Source organism: Gordonia sp. PDNC005 (assembly GCF_016919385.1).
In the GTDB taxonomy this organism is placed as follows: Bacteria; Actinomycetota; Actinomycetes; order Mycobacteriales; family Mycobacteriaceae; genus Gordonia.
The window spans coordinates 2,587,914-2,607,331 of sequence record NZ_CP070351.1 but is presented as its reverse complement, the minus strand read 5'-3'; the positions used below and the strand labels follow the sequence as shown (position 1 = coordinate 2,607,331).

The 19,418-nt window shown below is 67.4% G+C and carries 17 protein-coding genes; 12 read left to right on the top strand and 5 right to left on the bottom strand.

Annotation, left to right across the window (positions count from 1 at the left end; all coding sequences use genetic code 11):
* The first annotated feature begins 2 nt into the window (after positions 1-2).
* Positions 3-527 carry a hypothetical protein gene (locus tag JVX90_RS12345; protein ID WP_240193885.1) on the top strand — a complete coding sequence of 175 codons (525 nt, stop codon included), beginning with the start codon at positions 3-5 and terminating at the stop codon, positions 525-527.
* Positions 528-548: 21 nt separating this feature from the next.
* Here the strand turns inward: JVX90_RS12345 and JVX90_RS12340 are convergent, their stop codons facing one another.
* The 3 genes from JVX90_RS12340 to JVX90_RS12330 form a co-directional block, all read right to left on the bottom strand.
* Positions 549-1,757, bottom strand: coding sequence for an alpha/beta hydrolase (locus tag JVX90_RS12340; RefSeq protein ID WP_205329056.1), 1,209 nt, complete (start codon positions 1,755-1,757; stop codon positions 549-551).
* A gap of 53 nt (positions 1,758-1,810) precedes the next feature.
* The gene (locus JVX90_RS12335; protein ID WP_240193884.1) at positions 1,811-2,806 is read right to left on the bottom strand and encodes a hypothetical protein; all 996 of its coding nucleotides are present in this window, start codon (positions 2,804-2,806) and stop codon (positions 1,811-1,813) included.
* A 257-nt stretch (positions 2,807-3,063) separates the two neighbouring features.
* Positions 3,064-3,924 carry a hypothetical protein gene (locus tag JVX90_RS12330; RefSeq protein ID WP_205329055.1) on the bottom strand — a complete coding sequence of 287 codons (861 nt, stop codon included), beginning with the start codon at positions 3,922-3,924 and terminating at the stop codon, positions 3,064-3,066.
* A gap of 259 nt (positions 3,925-4,183) precedes the next feature.
* Here JVX90_RS12330 and JVX90_RS12325 point away from each other — a divergent pair, with 259 nt between their 5' ends.
* From JVX90_RS12325 to JVX90_RS12310, 4 genes are read left to right on the top strand one after another with little or no spacing between them, the layout of a single operon-like run.
* On the top strand, positions 4,184-5,188 hold the full coding sequence (locus JVX90_RS12325) for a thiamine ABC transporter substrate-binding protein (protein ID WP_240194175.1): 1,005 nt from the start codon (positions 4,184-4,186) through the stop codon (positions 5,186-5,188).
* The gene (locus JVX90_RS12320; protein ID WP_240193883.1) at positions 5,152-6,864 is read left to right on the top strand and encodes an iron ABC transporter permease; all 1,713 of its coding nucleotides are present in this window, start codon (positions 5,152-5,154) and stop codon (positions 6,862-6,864) included. The genes JVX90_RS12325 and JVX90_RS12320 overlap by 37 nt, the downstream gene beginning before the upstream one ends.
* Positions 6,858-7,880 carry an ABC transporter ATP-binding protein gene (locus JVX90_RS12315; protein WP_205329053.1) on the top strand — a complete coding sequence of 341 codons (1,023 nt, stop codon included), beginning with the start codon at positions 6,858-6,860 and terminating at the stop codon, positions 7,878-7,880. Before JVX90_RS12320 ends, JVX90_RS12315 begins: the two co-directional genes overlap by 7 nt.
* A complete protein-coding gene (locus JVX90_RS12310) occupies positions 7,877-8,287 on the top strand; it encodes a (deoxy)nucleoside triphosphate pyrophosphohydrolase (RefSeq protein WP_205329052.1) in 411 nt (136 codons plus the stop codon). The genes JVX90_RS12315 and JVX90_RS12310 overlap by 4 nt, the downstream gene beginning before the upstream one ends.
* 5 nt (positions 8,288-8,292) lie before the next feature.
* Here the strand turns inward: JVX90_RS12310 and JVX90_RS12305 are convergent, their stop codons facing one another.
* On the bottom strand, positions 8,293-8,469 hold the full coding sequence (locus tag JVX90_RS12305) for a hypothetical protein (protein ID WP_205329051.1): 177 nt from the start codon (positions 8,467-8,469) through the stop codon (positions 8,293-8,295).
* 150 nt (positions 8,470-8,619) lie between these two features.
* Here JVX90_RS12305 and typA point away from each other — a divergent pair, with 150 nt between their 5' ends.
* From typA to dapC, 7 genes are all read left to right on the top strand, one after another.
* Positions 8,620-10,527 (top strand): translational GTPase TypA, encoded by a 1,908-nt coding sequence (gene typA, locus JVX90_RS12300; RefSeq protein ID WP_205329050.1) that lies wholly within the window; start codon positions 8,620-8,622, stop codon positions 10,525-10,527.
* A gap of 15 nt (positions 10,528-10,542) precedes the next feature.
* Positions 10,543-12,438, top strand: a complete 1,896-nt coding sequence (locus JVX90_RS12295) for an ABC transporter family substrate-binding protein (RefSeq protein WP_205329049.1) — start codon at positions 10,543-10,545, stop codon at positions 12,436-12,438.
* Positions 12,435-13,298: an N-acetyl-1-D-myo-inositol-2-amino-2-deoxy-alpha-D-glucopyranoside deacetylase gene (gene mshB, locus JVX90_RS12290; protein WP_240193882.1), complete on the top strand. Its 864-nt coding sequence runs from the start codon at positions 12,435-12,437 to the stop codon at positions 13,296-13,298. The genes JVX90_RS12295 and mshB overlap by 4 nt, the downstream gene beginning before the upstream one ends.
* Positions 13,295-13,648 (top strand): hypothetical protein, encoded by a 354-nt coding sequence (locus JVX90_RS12285; RefSeq protein ID WP_205329048.1) that lies wholly within the window; start codon positions 13,295-13,297, stop codon positions 13,646-13,648. Before mshB ends, JVX90_RS12285 begins: the two co-directional genes overlap by 4 nt.
* A 49-nt stretch (positions 13,649-13,697) precedes the next feature.
* The gene (locus JVX90_RS12280; protein ID WP_275889926.1) at positions 13,698-16,256 is read left to right on the top strand and encodes a bifunctional FO biosynthesis protein CofGH; all 2,559 of its coding nucleotides are present in this window, start codon (positions 13,698-13,700) and stop codon (positions 16,254-16,256) included.
* A gap of 162 nt (positions 16,257-16,418) precedes the next feature.
* Positions 16,419-16,745 carry a ferredoxin gene (fdxA, locus tag JVX90_RS12275; RefSeq protein ID WP_008378248.1) on the top strand — a complete coding sequence of 109 codons (327 nt, stop codon included), beginning with the start codon at positions 16,419-16,421 and terminating at the stop codon, positions 16,743-16,745.
* A 7-nt stretch (positions 16,746-16,752) separates the two neighbouring features.
* Entirely contained in the window at positions 16,753-17,868 is a 1,116-nt protein-coding gene (dapC, locus tag JVX90_RS12270) for a succinyldiaminopimelate transaminase (protein WP_205329046.1), read from the top strand.
* Positions 17,869-18,445: 577 nt separating this feature from the next.
* Here dapC and dapD read toward each other — a convergent pair.
* Positions 18,446-19,411 (bottom strand): 2,3,4,5-tetrahydropyridine-2,6-dicarboxylate N-succinyltransferase, encoded by a 966-nt coding sequence (gene dapD / locus JVX90_RS12265; RefSeq protein WP_205329045.1) that lies wholly within the window; start codon positions 19,409-19,411, stop codon positions 18,446-18,448.
* Positions 19,412-19,418 lie beyond the last annotated feature (7 nt).

Here is a 19,418-nt window from a genome sequence, read left to right as displayed (position 1 = left end):
CCATGCGGACACTGGTGGGGACTCGGTCACGGAATGCGAGAATCGCGGCGTCGTTGCTCGTCGCGGTGGGAACGGCGGGGGCGATCGTCGCGCCGCCACAGGCGAATGCGGTGCCGTCTGCCGAACCGCACTACGTGAAGACGATCCGGTGCGACAGTGCCAACCCGTGGCCCAAACCGCGCATCCGGCTGCCCGTGGACATCTACACCGGCATCCGGTTCCCGTCCGACAGTCTGCCCGGACCGGCGATCGAACTGCGGGCCAACCAGCCGATCACGGGTGATCCGTGGCTCAACATCACCGAGTACACGATCTCCACGCGTGTCACCTGGCACAACCTACGCACGGGTCGCCGCGGAGCGGTCGTCACACCCACTCGTGCGCATCGGGTGACCTGGCAAACGGTGGTTCATCCCGGCGCCGGCCCGGTCAAGCTGTCGATTCGTCAGAAGATCGGAGCGATGGCGTGGAACCCGATGGTGAACCCACAATTCAGCAGGTGCGGAACGACGATCAACGCGTGGTGACGCCCGAGCCCGCAGGTCCTGTCAGAACAGGCCCTTGAGGAATGCGGCGACCGCGGCCTGTTCTTGACGTGACGCATCGGTCGGGCTTCCGGTGAGGTACGTCTTGGCGAGCACCTTGTTGCTCGACAGCTGAGCCGTTGTCAGGTACCGCAGGTTGGCGGGAACCGCGGTCTCGTCATCGACCAGCTTCTGGCTGAGGAGGATCGGCCTGCTGAATCCTCGAGTGCGGAGTTGCAGACCTTCGCGCAGTGCGGTGTCGAGGGCCGAGTTGGCCGCCAACGGGGCGGTCACCAGCGCGGACAGGTTGGTCGATCCGATGGCCTTGGTGAGGGCGGGCGCACACATCGTGCGAGCCTTGGTGACGAGTTCCTTGCCGCGGGGTGTCAGCAACGGGGTCACATCGTCGGCGTCGAGCGAGGCGAGTGCATACACGACGTCGGCGACGGTGTCCGGTGACACGGGGCTCGACGCGGGGCTCAGACCTGCGAGCACGTCGTCGTACCCGACGGGCAGGGTGGTCGCTGCAGCGCCGCGGAAGTCCATGGATCCCTTCTGCCAGGTGGTGGCACTGCGGGCGAGCTCAACGGCAGTGCCTGCACCGAGCGAGTCTCCGACAGCCGCCCATCGCGGCGACACACTCGGCTCGATGTCGGTGAGTGCCTTCACCGCGTCGACGACGGTGTGCGCGGACACGCCGAAATCGACGTACTGCGGGGAGCCGGTGACTCCGACGGTCGTGTAGTCGGGGATCACCACGGCGTAGTCACTGCGCAACAGTCCGGAGACGGCCGCCGTGTCGCGTGATGCGCGACGCTTGGAGGGGGCGCATCCGAGCGACAGTCCGTCTGGACGGTGGGCGTAGACGACAACCGGCCAACCACCCGCAGGGGCGGTGCCCTTGGGTTGAAGCACCGTCGCGGTGGTGAGGTGGGTTCGTTCGTCGGCCCCGAGGGTCCAGTAGCTGAACTGCTGTCCGACGGCCGCCGAGGCGGGAAGGTCGGCGTCGGACACCGCCCGGTTGGCGAACACCGTGCCTGCGGTCTGCCCGCCCGGTGCGGTGGGAGCGGAGTCCTGCGGCGTGGCGATGGCGCGGGTGGCCGTCACGCCGCCGACAACGACTCCGGCTGCAACGAGCACGGCACCGACTCGGATGGCGGTGCGGGAACGTCGACCCGTCCGTTCGGTGGGGGCGGCGAGTGCGGGATCGATGCGGCGGGGCTGCGCATTCATGGGAAGTACCTCAGTCTTCGAGCGTGAATTCGGTTGTGGCGGTGCGGACGGCGTCAGTTCTTGACGACGCCCAGCGCGGGGAGGAAGTAGCAAGTGCGCCCGGCGGTGGTCGTGGTACCGAACACTGCGGACAGGACGGAACCTTCGCCGGTGGATGCGCGGGCCAGGCGGACGCCGCTGAACCCGGGCGTCGCTGCGAGCGCCTTGAGCATCGGGCCCGCAGTCTTGTCGTCGGCCAGCGGCTTGAGCGGTTCGAGGCCGCCCTTCATGGTGGAGGTGTTGAACCATGCGACGTTCAGGTTCGTCGACCCGGGAGCGGTCGGCGGGACGAGCGCGTAAGCGGTCTGACCGTCCTTGATCTCCTGCAGTGGTGCTGTCGCGGCGGGGTCGAGCAGTTTGAGGAGACTGTCACCGCCGATGCCCTTGACCAGACTGCCGACGATCGTCGAGTCGCCGATCGGCCAGGGCCCGGGAATGGCGACAGTGGGGGCTGTCACGAGGCCGAGCGGATTGTCGTCAGTCGGAGCAGCGCAGAACGGTGCGATCGCCGGGCTGAGCATCTGGGTGCCGGTCAACTTCTGCAGAGTCGTGAGGGCGTCGACGTTGGTGGGGCGGACGGCAGCGTCCACCTGGTTCGGTTCGACGGGCGCTGGGGGAGCGCCGGGTGCAGGCGGTGTCGTGGCGGGCGGTGTGGTCGCCGAGGGAAGAATCGAGTCGAGGGCACCGGGGTTGATTCCGAACGTCGACAGGAGCGTGCTCGGATCGAGCTGGCCGGACGAGCCGAGGATCGACGACAGTGCGGCGATCGCCTGCTCGCTGCCCCCGGACGACTTCAACGTCCGGAGCAGGTCGGCGAGTTCGGCGTCGCCGGGGATGCCGGACAGGCTGGGCGCCTCACCCGCCGGGGCGCCGGGTGCGGCGGTCGTGGGAGGCGTGGTCGCCGGAGGGGCGGTGGACGGCGCGGCAGGATCGGCGGCCGCGACACCACTCATCGACACGGCCAATGCCGCTGCGGCTCCGACGATTCCGGCACGGATCGAACTTTTCACGACTGCACTCACGTCGTCTCCTCCACAAACTTGCGAATTCACCACGGTCTGTCGCCCATCGACGAGTTCGTGTGACGGGTGTGGCAAATGGTGTTGAAGTTAATGGTGGTGTGTCGAGGGGGCGAATTTCAAGGAGCGAGTCCGAGTTGTGACGTCAGCGCGACATTCGGGCCTGGTCGAGTGACCCGAATCGCAGGCCGGGATGAGAAAAAACACCCTCCGGCGCTGCCGGAGGGTGTTTCGTCGCGATACTCGTGTCAGATGATCGCGGTGCCGATCGTCGGCGCGATGGTGCACGAGACGGTGCGGCCCTTCTGGGTGGTCGTCACGTCGCCGTAGATCGTCGAGACGATGCGTCCGCGGCCGGTGTTGGCGATCCCGGTGAACGTGCCCGGACCCTTCGTGGCGTTGATCTTCGGGTTCGGCTTGAGCGCGGTACGTCCGCTGCGGCCGTTCTCGAGATTCAGCCACGTCACGTACAGGCGGCGGGGCGAGGACTTCGCCGGGCCGGTGCCGAGGCTCGTGTAGACGAAGCCGGCCTGGCCGCGCTTCGGGCCGGGGGCCGGCGCCTGCTGCGGTCCGGCGGTGACAAGAGCCATGCCGACCGAGTTGCCGCCGCCCGCCATGCAGCCGAGGCCGATGGTCGGGTAGAGGAACTGCTGGATGCGGGGCTTCTTCGGGCCAGTCGGGATGTTCGGCGAGTCGCTCTTCTTCTTCGCGACGTTCTGCTCGGCCGCCGGAATCGCGCCGGCCTCGACTGCCTTGGCCTTGCCGGGCTCGCCGAGGAAGTCGATGAGCTGGCGCCACGTGGCGGCCGCCTGCGCGGGCAGGGCCGGATTGTTCGCGAGTGCGCGTGCCTGCTCCAGGAGGTTGTCGTTCACCTGACCGTTGTCGTCGCGAGTCGCGATCGAGCCGATCAGAGCGGGGGCGAATGCGCCGAGTGAGTTGAGGACGGCGGGATCGACGTCCGGTGCGGTCTCGGGCACTGGGATGGTCTGCTCGGCCGACGGCGCCGGGGCGGCGGGTTCGGCGTGAGCGAGCGCGGGGGAGACGAGCGCGCCGGTCACAGCGAAGGCTGCGACGACGGTGGCGGTGCGGCTGGTGCGCGCAAATCGCACGACGGGGTCCTATCGATAGACGGCTCGGACAGTGACGAGAGTCTAACCCGAACCCCGTGAAACTACTGAGGCTGGTGTGACAATTGTTACCAGTGTGAAATCAGGGGGTGGTGCGTTTGAAATCACCAGCCTTCCTCCGTGCGCGCGCGACGCGGCCACCTGGTTAGATTCACGCAGAACGATCGGGCCCGAGCCCGTCGACCGCGTCGACCTATTTCAGGAGACTGTCGTGAAGATTCGTGCCACCGTGCTTCGTCGAGTGATCGCCGTCGGCCTCGTCGCGGCCACCGCTGCCGGAACGGCTTCATGCGCGTCCTCGTCCGACAGCGCATCCGAGGTCAACCTCCTCACCCATGACTCGTTCGCCCTTCCGCAGAACCTGGTCGACGACTTCCAGCGCGAGACCGGCTTGAAGTTGAACATCCAGAAGTCAGGTGACGCCGGTCAACTCTCGTCGGTCGTGTCGTTGACTCCGGGTTCGCCCAAGGCCGACGCGGTGTTCGGGATCGACAACACCTTCGCGGCACGGCCGATCGAGGCCGCCGCGCTCGAGCCGTACACCTCGCCGCTGGCGGCGAAAGGCGCCGCAGAGTTCGCAGTGACCGGCCACGAGGATCAACTCACGGCCGTCGACCGCGGCGACGTGTGCCTCAACGTGGACGACGCGTGGTTCGAGGACAAGGGCGTGGAACCGCCGACCAGCATCGACGATCTGACCCAGCCGACCTATCGTGATCTCACCGTGGTGATGGACCCCGCGACGTCGTCACCCGGCATGGGTTTCCTGCTGTCGACGATCGGCCGATTCAAGTCGAAGGCGTTCGACTACTGGCGTGGGCTGTCGGGCAACGGCGTCCAGGTGGTGTCGGGTTGGGAGCAGGCGTACAACCAGTTGTTCAGTGCAGGCGAGGGCCACGGATCCAAGCCGATTGTCGTCTCGTACGCGTCCAGCCCCGCCGCCACCCCTGGTACGAGTGCGATCCTCGACAGTTGTTTTGCGCAGATCGAGTACATCGGCATTCTCAAGGGCGCCAGGAACTCCGACGGCGCCCGCAAGCTCGTCGACTTCATGCTGAGCCCCGCGGTGCAGGCGGCTCTGCCGACGGCGATGTACGTCTACCCGGTCCAGAAGAACACCCCGATGCCCGCCGACTGGCGTCAGCGCGCACCGGCCCCCGGCTGGACGGTCCGCATGGACCCGAACTGGATCAACAAGAATCGCGAGGAGTGGCTCACCCAGTGGCGCGCCACCGTGAAGCCCTGACCGCAGCCCGCTCTGTTCGTGGCGGGATCGCCCTTCCGTTGATCTCGCTCGTGCCGCTGGTCTTCGCGACCGCGGTGTTCGTGTGGCCGCTCGGCGTTCTCGTGGCCCGTGCCTTCGACGACAGCGACGGTGCAACCCTCGCTGAGCTCTGGGACCGCACCCATGCCTGGCGACTGCTTGCGGTCACCGTCGGGCAGGCGGCGGGTTCGGCGGTGGCGGCACTCGTCGTCGCCGCGCCGATCGTGTGGCTTCTGTCGACGGTGAGGCTCCCGGGATCCGGCCTGCTGCGTGCAGTCGTGACGGTTCCGTTCGTGCTGCCGACCGTGGTGGTCGGCGTTGCATTCCGGGCGCTCTTCGACGGCCCGCTCGCGTTCCTCGAGATAGGTCAGGGGTGGACGGCGATCATCGTCGCCCACACCTTTCTCAACGTAGCCGTTGTGGTCCGGGTGGTCACTGCGGCATGGCAGCGGATCGATCCACGGGAGATCGCCGCGGCACGGACCCTTGGAGCATCGTCGGCTCGAGCGTTTCTCGACATTGTGCTCCCGAGACTGCTGCCCGCGATCGCGTCGGCATTCGCCCTTGTCCTCCTGTTCTGTTCGACGAGCTTCGGCGTGATTCAGATCCTCGGAGGCGGCGACGCGTCGACCCTCGAGACGGAGATCTACCTGCAGGGAGTCGGCTATGCGAAGCTGCCGGACGCCGTGGCTCTGTCGATGATGCAGATCGTGCTGGTGCTCGCCGCCCTCGGTGTCGCGCGGATCGTGGGTCCCACACGAGTTCCGCCGAGCGGAGCGGGCGCACATCTGCGCTCGCCGCGCGGGGGCGAGCGGCTGGTGGTCGTCGGGGTCCTCGCGTGGATCGGCATCTGGCTGATCCTGCCGATCGTGACCCTCCTGATCCGTTCTCTCCGGCCGGGAGGGCACTGGGGCCTCGCCGGGTACCGGGCGCTCGCGGACACCACCTACGGGCCCTCCGCATACTCCTCTCTCACCTACTCGATCAGCAGCGGACTGCTCGCCGCCGCGATCGCGATGGTGGTCGGGCTGCTGACTGCGACGGCTCTGACCCGGACCGGAGGTGTCATCGCCAAGGTCGCAGGCACCCTGTCCGTGCTGCCGCTCGGTGTCAGCGCGGTCACTCTCGGCTTCGGCTACGTCCTCGCGCTCGCGACGGTGCCTTACGAGATCGCCGCGTCGCCGCTGGTGGTGCCGTGTGTGCAGGCGCTCATCGCGATTCCGGTCGTGGTCGGCGTGATGGTGCCTGCACTGGAGCAGGTGCCGGATCGTCTGCGCGATGCGGCGGCCGTGCTCGGCGCCGGCCCGCTTCGTGTGTTCGTCACCGTCGACCTGCGCCTGACCGCACGATCTCTCGCCGCGGCCGCCGGTTTCGCGTTTGTGATGGCCGTCGGCGAGTTCGGTGCGACGACGTTCCTGGCGCGCGCCGACACGACAACGCTCCCAGTGCTGATCGGCTCGCTGATGGGAAGGCCGGGCGCCGACAACTTCGCGGCGGCCATGGCGGCCTCCGTGGTGCTCGTGGCGGTCAGCGCCGCAGTCGTCGCCGTCGTCGAGACGGTGTCGTCCGCGCCGGGGAGACGAGCGCTGGGGAGAAAAGGGCTGGGGAGAAAAGGGCTGGGGAGACAAGCGCAGGAGAACAGGGAGAGCACGTGCTGACGCTGCATGACGTGTCGATCAGGTACGGCGACCGCGAGGTGGTTCACCGCGTCGACTGGGCAGTGGGCGGGGACGCCCTGGTCACAGCACTGCTCGGACCGTCGGGATGTGGGAAGTCGACGCTTCTGCGGGCGATAGCCGGACTCGAGCCGGTAGCCGGTGGCACCGTCCTGTTCGACGGGGTCGACCTGGCCCGCACGCCGGTGCACCGCAGGGACTTCGGCGTCGTGTTCCAGGACGGTCAGTTGTTCCCCGGTCGGACGGTCGGCCAGAACATCGCGTACGGCCTCGCGCGCCGAGGCGTCGGCCGCGCCGAGGCCGCGGCGAGAGTCGATGAACTGCTCGACCTCGTACAACTGCCCGGAACCGCGAACCGGCGTGTGACCGAACTGTCCGGTGGCCAGGCGCAGCGCATCGCGCTCGCCAGGGCGCTCGCGCCGCATCCACGGCTCATGCTGCTCGACGAACCGCTCGCTGCCCTCGACCGACGGCTACGAGACGATCTCGCCGTGGCCATCACCGAGATCGTCAAGGCGTCCGGAACGCCGACCGTCGTCGTGACCCACGACCATGGGGAGGCCGCCCTCATGGCGGATGTGGTGTCGGTGATGAACAACGGCGAGATCGTCGACACCGCCTCGCCGCAACGACTCTGGCGCAGGCCGGCCGATGAGTGGGTCGCCCGATTCCTCGGCGCCACCGACATTGTCGACGGGACGGTGAGCGATGCGCTGCTGCACACTCCGGTCGGGGACATCGCTCTCGCCGGTGATCTCGCAGACCTGACCGCAGGTCCCTGTCGGGTCGCGCTGCGGCCCGATTCCGTCGTCGTCGAACCCGATGCGACGGCGAAGCCCGAGGCGGTTCGGGTGCGTCCGATGGTCGGTTCGTGGCACGTGCGGGTTCGCCTACCGAACGGATCGAGCGCCGAAGCCGTTGCGCATCAACAGATCGACGTGGGGCAGCGGGTGTCGACGACGCCGATGGCCGAGCGGATCGGTGTGATCGGACCATGAGCGCAGTACTCGTGGTGGCGGGCGCGGTATTCGCGAACGGGCGGCTTCTGCTCGCGCAGCGGTCGTATCCGCCGGAGCTAGCGGGCCTGTGGGAACTGCCCGGCGGAAAGGTCGAGTCGGGCGAAACGCGCGCCGGTGCCCTCGTCCGAGAATTGTGTGAGGAATTAAACGTCGCCGTCTCCGTGGGGGAGGAGCTGGACGCGGTCGTTCGGCCGCGTGTCGGACTCGAACTGGTCGCGATTCGCGCTCGAATCGTCTCGGGGGAGCCTGTGGCGGTGGAGCATCGGGCCTTGCGATGGGTCGACGCGGACGAACTGATCGAGCTCGACGAAGCGGGTGCGGTGGTGCCGAACGATCGTGTGTGGATTCCGGAACTGGTCTCTGACCTGCTGATTGAACAGCAGTAGGGACGTCAGGCCGCCCGGGCCTTCTTCAGCGCTTTGCTCGCCTGTTTCTTCGACATCTTGTGGCAGTCGAGCTTGCCCATGCGGTGGATCACCACGGGGCACCGAAGGCAGCGCGTCGATTTCCGACAGCACTTCTTCTTCGGTTTCATGTCCGCGATCCGGGCGGGATCCTTCTTACCCATGACCACAGTTTAGCGCAGGCTAACCAAAAACAAGCATCGATGAAATCGCGCAGACCGGGGCAGTGCCGCTACCCTTACAGGGTTCAAACCACGCCCCGGCGCAAACGCGCCTGACGGCGCGTGGGCGTCAACGTGATGAAAGAGACCTTAGTGAGCGCAGTCCCCAACTTCCGCAACGTCGCGATCGTGGCGCACGTCGACCACGGTAAGACCACTCTGGTCGACGCGATGCTGCGTCAGTCCGGTGTGTTCGGCGAGCGCGCCGAACTCGTCGACCGCGTCATGGACTCCGGCGACCTCGAACGCGAGAAGGGCATCACCATTCTCGCGAAGAACACCGCCGTGCACCGCCGTCAGCCCGACGGCACCGAGTACGTCATCAACGTCATCGACACTCCCGGCCACGCCGACTTCGGTGGCGAGGTCGAGCGTGCGCTGTCGATGGTCGACGGCGTCGTCCTGCTCGTCGACTCGTCCGAGGGCCCGCTGCCGCAGACCCGCTTCGTGCTCCGCAAGGCGCTCGCCGCGTCCCTGCCGGTGATCCTCGTGGTCAACAAGACCGACCGTCCCGACGCTCGCATCGGCGAGATCGTCACCGAGGCCCAGGATCTGCTCCTGGACCTCGCATCCGATCTCGACGACGAGGCCGCCGAAGCAGCCGAGCTCGCACTCGAGCTGCCGGTGCTCTTCGCCTCCGGCCGTGCGGGCGTCGCCAGCACCGAGCAGCCCGCCGACGGCTCCGTGCCCGACGGCGAGAACCTGGATCCGCTGTTCGACGTGCTGATCAACAGCATCCCCGCGCCCAAGGGCGATGTCGACGCTCCGCTGCAGGCGCACGTCACGAACCTCGACGCGTCGCCGTTCCTCGGTCGCCTCGGCCTGGTCCGCATCCACAACGGCACGCTCCGCAAGGGGCAGCAGGTGTCCTGGTGCCGCGAGGTCGACGGCGAATCCGTCATCGAGAAGGCCAAGATCACCGAGCTGCTCGTCACCCTCGGTGTCGACCGTGCTCCCGCCGATGTCGCCGTCGCGGGCGACATCGTGGCCGTCGCAGGCATGTCCGAGATCATGATCGGCGACACCCTCGCCGACCCGGAGAACCCGGTCGCTCTGCCGCGCATCACCGTCGACCAGCCGGCCATCTCGGTCATCATCGGCACCAACACGTCGCCGCTCGCCGGCCGCGTCAAGGGCCACAAGCTGACCGCACGCATGCTCAAGGACCGTCTCGACAGCGAGCTCATCGGCAACGTGTCGCTCAAGGTCGAAGACATCGGTCGCCCCGACGCCTGGGAGGTTCAGGGGCGTGGTGAGCTGGCGCTCGCCATCCTCGTCGAGCAGATGCGTCGTGAAGGCTTCGAGCTGACCGTCGGCAAGCCTCAGGTCGTCACGCGCAAGGTCGACGGCAAGACCTACGAGCCGTTCGAGAACCTGACCGTCGACGTCCCCGAGGAGTACCTCGGCGCCGTGACGCAGCTCCTCGCCGCGCGCAAGGGTCGCATGGACCAGATGAACAACCACGGCAGCGGCTGGGTCCGCATGGAGTTCGAGGTGCCCTCACGCGGCCTCATCGGCTTCCGCACCGACTTCATGACCGAAACCCGCGGCACCGGCATCGCCAACGCCGTCTTCGCCGAGTACGGACCGTGGGCGGGCGAGATCCGCGCACGCCACACCGGTTCGCTGGTGTCCGACCGCGCGGGCAGCGTCACCCCGTTCGCCATGATTCAGCTCGCGGACCGTGGCACGTTCTTCGTGAACCCGGGCGACGACAGCTACGAGGGCCACGTGGTGGGCATCAACCCCCGCCAGGAGGACCTCGACATCAACGTCACTCGTGAGAAGAAGCTGACCAACATGCGTCAGTCGTCTGCCGACGTCATGGAGACTCTCGCGAAGCCGATGGAACTCGACCTCGAGGCCGCCATGGAGTTCTGTGCCGCCGACGAGTGCGTCGAGGTGACGCCCGAGGTGTGCCGTGTGCGTAAGGTCAATCTCGATGCGTCGACCCGCGCCCGCGAGCGTTCGCGGGCCAAGGCGCGTGACGCGAACGCATAACGAGAGGTCTGGTGGATGAGGGTCGGTTCGCTGCGCAGGAGCGTGCTCGCGCTTGCGCTCGCAGGGACGGTCGGAATGACGGCCACGGCATGTATGGCCGACCCTCCGCCACCGGTCAGGGAGACACTCCCGACGACAACTCCCAACGAGTACCCGGACGAGCGGACCGTCTACGTCGCGACCGACTCGATCGGCGCGGGATTCAACCCGCACGTCGGTTCGGACCTCGGTTCGGTGACCACCGCTGTCGCGGCACTCACCCTGCCGAGCGCCTTCGCCCCGATGCAGACGCCGGAAGGGGTGCAATGGCGACTCAACGACGCCCTGCTTGTGTCGGCCGAGGTCACGTCGGAGGCGCCGTTCACGGTTGACTACCACATCGTCGACGACGCGCAGTGGTCTGACGGACTACCCGTCACGGGCGACGACTTCGCATACTTGTGGCAGCAGATGTCGAGGCAGCCGAACGTCGTCGCACCGGCCGGTTATCGTGCGATCACCGATGTGAAGACCAGCGGTGGTGGCAAGCAGGTCACCGTCACATTCGACGCGCCGTATCGCGCGTGGCGCGAGCTGTTCACATCACTTCTGCCCAGTCACACGCTCAAGTCGAAGCAGAACGGTTTCCAGTCCGGCATGGACGAAGGCAAACCGGTGACCGCGGGGCCGTTCGCGATCTATTCGATCGACCGTTCCCGCGACGAGGTTCGGCTCATCCGCAACGACCGCTACTGGCGCAAGCCGCCCGAGATCGATCAGGTTGTGCTGCGTCGTGCGGGCACTGCGCCGCAGATGGCGCAGACCATCCGCAACGGTGATTCGACGATGGTCTCGCTGACCGCCGGACCGGCATCGGCCGCCGAGGTCGGAGCGATCCCCGGAGTGAAGGCCGCCCGCAGACCCGCGGTCCGCGGCCTCACCGTGAACGCGAACACCCGGTCGGCGACGATGTCGTCGCTCGCAGTCCGCAAAGCGGTGTTCGGGGTGCTCGACACCGGGCTCATCCGTGCCGCTGCAGCGGGCGACACCGTGGTGACGCCATTCGCGAACACGGTCTTCGCGCCGTCGAACTCCGGATACACCGACGTCCGCCACCCGCGGCCGGGCGTTGATCAGATCCGTGAACTGCTCGCCTCCGCGGGCTTCCATCCCGGGCAGATCGTGCAGCGTCCCGTACCGACGACACCCGGCGCCTCGTCGTCGAGCCCGGTCCCGTCGACGTCGCCGACCCTGGTGCCGGGTGATGTACCCGGTCTTCCGTACGGGGTCGCGCCGTACACAAAGGACGGCCAGGACCTCGTGGTCCGGATCGGCGCGGTGAACTCCGACGAGTCGGTGATGTCGGCTGCGGAGACGATGGCCGATCAGCTCCGCGCCGCAGGCGTCCGCGCCAGCGTGCAGGGCATGTCCAACACCGAGCTGTACGGTGCCGCGCTGCGCAACGCGCGCGTGGACCTCGTGGTCGGGTGGACCGGACTCGGAGCCGATCCGGCGACGTCACTGGCCTCGCAGGTGGGATGCGCCGCGCCGAAAGCCGGCACCGAGGCGGGCGCTCACAAAGCCGACGACGATCAGGATCCGGCCGCCGACGAGAGTGTGCTGCCGACACCGAGCGGCGCACCGACCTCCACCACTCCCGCTGCGGGATCTAGCGATGACACGTACACCGGCAACATCTCCGGCCTGTGCGATCAAGAGCTGATGGACCTGGCGATCCAGGCGATGAGTTCCGAGGAACCCGACCAGCAGCTCTCCCAGGCCGAAGAACTCCTCGCGGCGCAGGCGGTGTATCTGCCGGTCTATCAGGACACGGTGCTCGGGGCGTCGACGGACAAGGTGGTCGGAGTGTCGCTCGACGGACCGCCGCAGGTCGGCGTCTTCGGGGACGCGGTCCGCTGGGGTCTCCAGTGACCGGGGCGCCGTTGCGTCTGATGCTCCTCCACGCGCATCCCGACGACGAGACGATCATGACGGGCGGAACCATCGCCCGTTACCTCGACGAAGGGGTGGATGTCCGCGTCGTCACCTTCACCCTCGGTGAAGAGGGGGAGGTGATCGGTCAGGAGTGGGCGATGCTGGTCGCCGACGGTGGAGCGGACCAGTTGGGTGGTTTCCGCATCGGGGAACTCACCGCCGCACTGTCCGAGCTGACGCCGACGGGCGTCGACGCGCCGCGTCCGGCATTCCTCGGCGGCGCGGGTCGATGGCGCGACTCCGGCATGGCAGGGACACCCTCCGCGGAGAACCCGCGAGCTCTGTTCCAGGCCACGCAGGACGATCTCGTCGCCGCGCTACGAGGCGAGATCGACGGGTTCGCACCGCACGTGATCGTCACGTACGACGCTGCCGGAACGTACGGGCATCCGGACCACAAGCGTGTGCACGAGGTGTCCGTCGACGCGATCGCGGCCTCGCGGGCCGCCACCGGCTACCCGCACAAGGTGTACGAGTCGGTGACCGGGCGTTCATCGCTGGAGGAGGGTCTCGCCGCGATCACGACGGTCCCTTCGGGCTGGCGGATGCCGGAACCGGGAGAGCTTCCGAGCTACCCCGACGAGGAGATCACTGCGGCCGTCGACGTGTCGGCCGTGCTCGACCGCAAGGTCCGCGGACTCGCCGCGCATGCAACTCAGGTGATCGTCGCGCCGTCGCGCACCGAGTACGCGTTGTCGAATCTGATCGCGCAACCCATCGGGACCGTGGAGCACTTCATCCGCACCGACGTCGACTCGCCCGAGTTCGAGACCGACCTGTTCGAGGGGCTCCGATGAGCGCGGGCGACCGTGTGGAGATCGCCGTCCTCACGGTCTGCGGATTTGTCCTCGGTGTGGTCACCGTCTTCTATTTGAACGTCCTCGTGGGCACGATGCCCCTGCCGGTCAGTGCGCTGGCCGCAGCCGTGGGCAATGTCGTTCTGCTGCAGCTCGCCGCGCAGATCACCGACTCGCCCTGGCGATACGCGCCGATGATCTCCTGGATGCTCGTCGCGCTGGTCGCTCTGCTTCCGGGCGTCAACGGCAACGGTGCGCTGATCTACGACTGGCGCGCACTCCTGCTGCTGTTCTGCGGCGTCGGCCTGCCCGCACTGGCCCAATCGATGAACCGGTTGAATCGCCTCTGAGCCGACGGCGGACGCCGCCCGTCATCGATCCGTGTCTACCATCGATAGAGTGACGTCTTCCGATTCTGTCAGCGGAGCACAGGCTCCGGCTCGGTCGGCGATGCGACGCGCTCTGCGCCGTGCTGCCGACGCGACACCGCTCAACGTCGACGAGGCGGCCGTCTTGCTGGCCGCCCGTGGCGAGGACCTCGCCGCCCTGACGGAGGCCGCGGGTCGCGTCCGCGACGCCGGGCTCGACGCCGAAGGCAGGTCCGGGCAGGTCACGTACTCGCGCAAGGTGTTCATCCCGCTCACCCGGCTGTGCCGCGACCGCTGCCACTACTGCACGTTCGTGACGGTGCCGGGCAAGCTCAAGCGCGACGGTCACGGCATGTTCCTCGAACTCGACGAGGTCGTGGCCATCGCCCGCAACGGTGCGGCGCTCGGATGCAAAGAAGCACTGTTCACCCTCGGCGACCGACCGGAGGACCGGTGGCCGGAGGCGGCTCAGTGGCTCGACGAGCGAGGCTACGATTCGACGCTCGACTACGTGCGTGCGGCGTCGATCAGAGTGCTCGAGGAGACCGGGCTGCTCCCGCATCTGAATCCCGGCGTCATGAGCTGGGAGGAGATCAATCGACTCAAGCCGGTCGCGCCCAGTATGGGCATGATGCTCGAGACGACGGCTCGTCGGCTGTTCACCGACAAGGGGGAGTGCCACTACGGAAGCCCCGACAAGGATCCCGACGTCCGGATGCGCGTCCTGACCGACGCTGGTCGACTCTCGGTCCCGTTCACGACGGGCATCCTCGTCGGCATCGGCGAGAACCTCACCGAACGGGCCGAATCGCTGTTCGCGATCCGCAAGTCGCAGAAGGCCTTCGGACACATTCAAGAGGTGATCGTCCAGAACTTCCGCGCCAAGCCGGACACCGCCATGGGCTCGGCCCCCGACGCCGACATGGACGAGTTCGTCGCCGCCGTCGCGGTGGCGCGGATCGTGCTCGGTCCGGGCATGCGGATTCAGGCCCCGCCGAATCTCGTGTCGGCGGACGAGTGCCGCGCGCTCGTCGCTGCGGGCGTCGACGACTGGGGTGGCGTGTCGCCGTTGACACCCGACCACGTCAACCCCGAACGCCCGTGGCCCAACCTGGACACGCTCGCCGAGATCACGGCGTCAGCCGGGTTCACACTCACCGAACGGTCGGCGGCCCAGCCGAAGTTCGTGCTGGCCGGATCGCCGTGGATCGACCCGCGCATCAGCCGCCACGTCGCCGCACTCACCGATCCGGAGACCGGCCTGGCTCGCGACGTCCGACCGGAGGGTCTGCCGTGGCAGGAGCCGGACGAGGAGTGGGCGTCGTCCGGGCGTGTCGACCTGAACACCGAGATCGACTCCGACGGTCGCAACACCGACACCCGCAGCGACATCGACAACGCGTTCGGCGACTGGGACACCATCCGCGAGCAGGTCCTCGAACTCGCCTCCAGCAGTGCACCCGAGCGTCTCGGGTCCGATGTCGCTTCCGCGCTGCGGCGCGCGGAGAACAACCCGGCAGGTCTGTCGGACGACGAATACCTCGCCCTGGCCACCGCCGACGGTCCCGGACTGGAAGCTCTCGCGGCCCTCGCGGACTCGATTCGCGCAGATGTGGTCGGTGACGACGTCACGTACGTCGTCAACCGGAACATCAATTTCACCAACATCTGCTACACCGGCTGCCGGTTCTGCGCGTTCGCTCAGCGCAAGGGAGACGAGGACGCGTTCACGCTCTCGGCGGCAGAGGTCGGAGACCGCGCGTGGGAAGCGCACGTCGCCGGGGCCACCGAGGTCTGCATGCAAGGAGGCATCGACCCCGAACTGCCGGTCACCGGGTATGCGGATCTCGTCCGGGCGGTCAAGGCCAGGGTGCCGTCGATGCACGTCCACGCCTTCAGCCCGATGGAGATCGTCAACGGCGCGTCACGCGGCGGGCAGTCGGTACGCGAGTGGCTCACCGCTCTCCGCGAGGCAGGCCTCGACACGATTCCCGGCACGGCCGCGGAGATCCTCGACGACGAGGTCCGGTGGATTCTCACCAAGGGAAAGCTCCCCGCGTCGGCCTGGATCGACGTGATCACCACGGCCCACGAGGTGGGCCTGCGGTCGAGCTCCACGATGATGTACGGGCACGTCGACGCGCCGCACCACTGGGTGGGTCACCTCAACGTGCTGCGTGGCATCCAGGACCGGACCGGTGGTTTCACCGAGTTCGTCCCGCTCCCGTTTGTGCACCAGTCGTCACCGCTGTATTTGGCAGGAGCCTCACGGCCCGGGCCGACGCAGCGCGACAACCGCGCGGTCCACGCTCTGGCCCGGATCATGCTGCACGGCCGCATCGACAACGTGCAGACCAGCTGGGTCAAGCTCGGCGTCGACGGAACTCGTGCCATGTTGCGCGGCGGCGCGAACGACCTCGGAGGCACGCTGATGGAGGAGACCATCTCCCGGATGGCCGGCAGCCAGCACGGATCGGAGAAGACCGTCGCCGAGCTTCACGAGATCGTCACCGGTATCGGGCGCACGCCGCGGCAGCGGACCACCGAGTACCGGACCGTCGATGCGTCGAGTGCCGTTTCGCTCCTCTGACGGCATGAGCAAAAATCTCTGCAGGTCAGGGTGCACTGATTCCCGTCGACAGGACCTGCACGGATAGTCTTGTACGGTGCGGTCTGCGAAGGCCGCGATGTTGTGGTGTTCGATGCGATCAGCCCTCGCGCCGAGCAGGAATGAACAAGAAGGAGAACCGACGTGACTTACATCATCGCCGAGCCGTGTGTCGACGTCTTGGACCGTGCGTGCGTCGAAGAGTGCCCGGTCGACTGCATCTACGAGGGTGGCCGGATGCTGTACATCCAGCCCGATGAGTGTGTGGACTGCGGTGCGTGTGAGCCGGTGTGCCCGGTCGAGGCGATCTTCTACGAAGATGATGTGCCGGACGATTGGGAGCCCTACGTGTCGGCCAACGTCGACTTCTTCGACAAGCTCGGCTCTCCGGGCGGCGCCAGCAAGGTCGGCAAGACCGAGTACGACCCGCCGTTCATCAAGGGCCTGCCCCCGATGGGCGAAGAGGACTGATCTCGACGTGACTCGCCCCGTGAACCGGCTTCGACCGGTCAGCGCCGGACTGCCCGACTTCCCGTGGGACACGATCGCAGGCGCGAAGGCGCGGGCCGCGGAGCATGTCGACGGGATCGTCGACCTGTCGGTCGGCACACCCGTCGATCCCGTCGATCCGCTGATCCGGGAGGCGCTGGCGGCGTCGTCGGAGTTCCCCGGTTACCCGGTGACCGTCGGTGTTGTCGAACTGCGTGAGGCGGCCGTCGGAGCGCTTTCGCGACGCTTCGGTGTCACGGGTCTGGACGTGTCGTCGATCCTGCCGGTGGTGGGAACAAAGGAGGCCGTTGCGGGACTGCCGTCGCAGTTGGGCGTGCCCGCGGATGCGACCGTGGTGATCCCCGAGGTGGCCTACCCGACGTATGAGGTGGGTGCGCTGCTCGCCGGTGCGAACCCGGTCCGCGCCGATCGTGTCGAGGACTACGGCGACGACGTCCCCGCTCTGATCTTCCTGAACAGTCCGTCGAACCCGACCGGGCGTGTGCTGTCCGTCGAGCACCTTCGTGGGGTCGTCGACTGGGCGCGGGAGCACGGGTCCGTCATCGTGTCCGACGAGTGCTACCTGGGGCTCACCTGGGAGGGGGAGGCGCTGTCAGTGCTGCACCCCGATGTCAGCGGTGGCGATCACACCGGCCTCATCGCGATGCACTCGCTGTCGAAGGTGTCGAACCTCGCGTCGTACCGGGCGGGATTCCTCGCCGGTGACCGAGCGTTGATCGCCGAACTGCTCGCTGTTCGCAAGCACGCGGGCATGATCGTGCCGTTCCCGATCCAGGGCGCCACCGTCGCGGCGCTGAACGACGACGCCCACGTCGACGCCCAGCGCGAGCGCTACCGCGCGCGTCGCGATCAGCTGCGCGCTGCGGTGCTGCGTGCCGGCTTCACAGTCGACGACTCCGAGGCAGGCCTCTACCTGTGGGCAACCCGAGGAGAGGATTCGCGCGCCACTCTCGACTGGTTCGCCGACCGCGGCATCCTCGTCGCTCCCGGCGACTTCTACGGCCCTGCCGGCGCCCGGCACATCCGGATGGCGATGACCGCCACCGACGAACGCATCGCCGCCGCCGTCGCTCGCCTAGGCTGAACTCGCCGCTGATCGCTCACGGAAGATAGGCGTTCCCCACGACGTCCCACATGTCCTCGCAGTAGCAGGTGTGGCGGCACCCGCGAACAAGGAGGCCGTCAATGATCCCGGACCACCAGCTTCTGGATCTTCGATTCCGTGGTGCGACAGCGAATCGGCGGTGATGCGAGCGATCGCTTCTCCGTCCTCGTACGGTCCGGCAGTCGAGTTGCCGGATTGCCAGGTGTTGAGGTCGGCACAGAACCGTTCAGAGGCGAGCCCCGCCGACCACGAGCACACTCACGAGAATCGCACTCAACCAGACATGGACCGAACCGGTTTCGCGACGCGACGGGCGTTGAGGTTGAACTATCGCCCTATCGCTGTCCACTCGAAAGCCTCGTCGAGGCTGGCTCGTTGCGTCGCTTCGGTGGGGTATGAACAACATGCTGTGTTCGAATGAGTCCGAATGTGCCGGTTGGCGCAGTTGTTCATTCAACTGAAGGACAGAATCTTCTGCTGAAAAAGACCCGTTCATTGCCTCACGAGGGCATATTGCCCTCGTGAGGCGATGAGCGGGTCTTTTTCAGCAGCTGGATCAGTTGTGGGCGTGCAGAGCCTCGTTGAGCTCGATGCCGTCGCCCTCCTTGGCGGTCACCTCAACGGCGCCGGTGACGCTGTTGCGGCGGAAGAGTAGGTTCGACCGGCCTGCGAGGTCGCGGGCCTTGACGACCGAACCGTCGGGGCCGGTCACCTTGGTGCCCGCGGTGATGTACAGGCCGGCTTCGACGACACAGTCGTCGCCGAGCGGGATGCCGCAGCCGGCGTTGGCGCCGAGGAGGCATCGCTTGCCGATGGTGATGATCTCCTTGCCGCCGCCCGACAGGGTGCCCATGGTGGACGCGCCGCCGCCGATGTCGGAGCCGTCGCCGATCACCACACCCGCCGAGATGCGGCCCTCGACCATCGAGGTGCCGAGAGTGCCGGCGTTGAAGTTCACGAAGCCCTCGTGCATGACGGTGGTTCCAGCAGCCAGATGAGCGCCGAGACGCACGCGGTCGGCATCGCCGATGCGGACACCCGACGGCGACACGTAGTCGACCATGCGCGGGAACTTGTCGATCGACGTGACGGTCACGTGGCCGCGGGCACGCAGGCGGACGCGAGTCTGCTCGAAGCCGTCGACGGCGCACGGGCCGAAGTTGGTCCACACCACGTTGGCGAGCAGCCCGAATTGGCCGTCGAGGTTGGCGCCGTGCGGCTGCACCAAACGGTGTGAGAGCAGGTGCAGGCGCAGGTAGACGTCGTGCGCGTCGACTGGTGCGACCGACAGGTCGGCGATCACGGTCTTGACTGCGATCGTGCGGACGCCGCGGGCCTCGTCGGCGCCGACAAGCGGACGCAGGTCGGCCGGGACGTCGTCGCCCGTCAACTCGGTCGATCCGGTGACGCCGGGCGCCGCGTCGAGTTCAGGGGTCGGGTACCACGTGTCGAGGACGGTGGTCTGACCGTCGTTCTCCCACACGGTGGCGATTCCAATGGCAACAGCACCTTGAGTAGTCACGGCACGA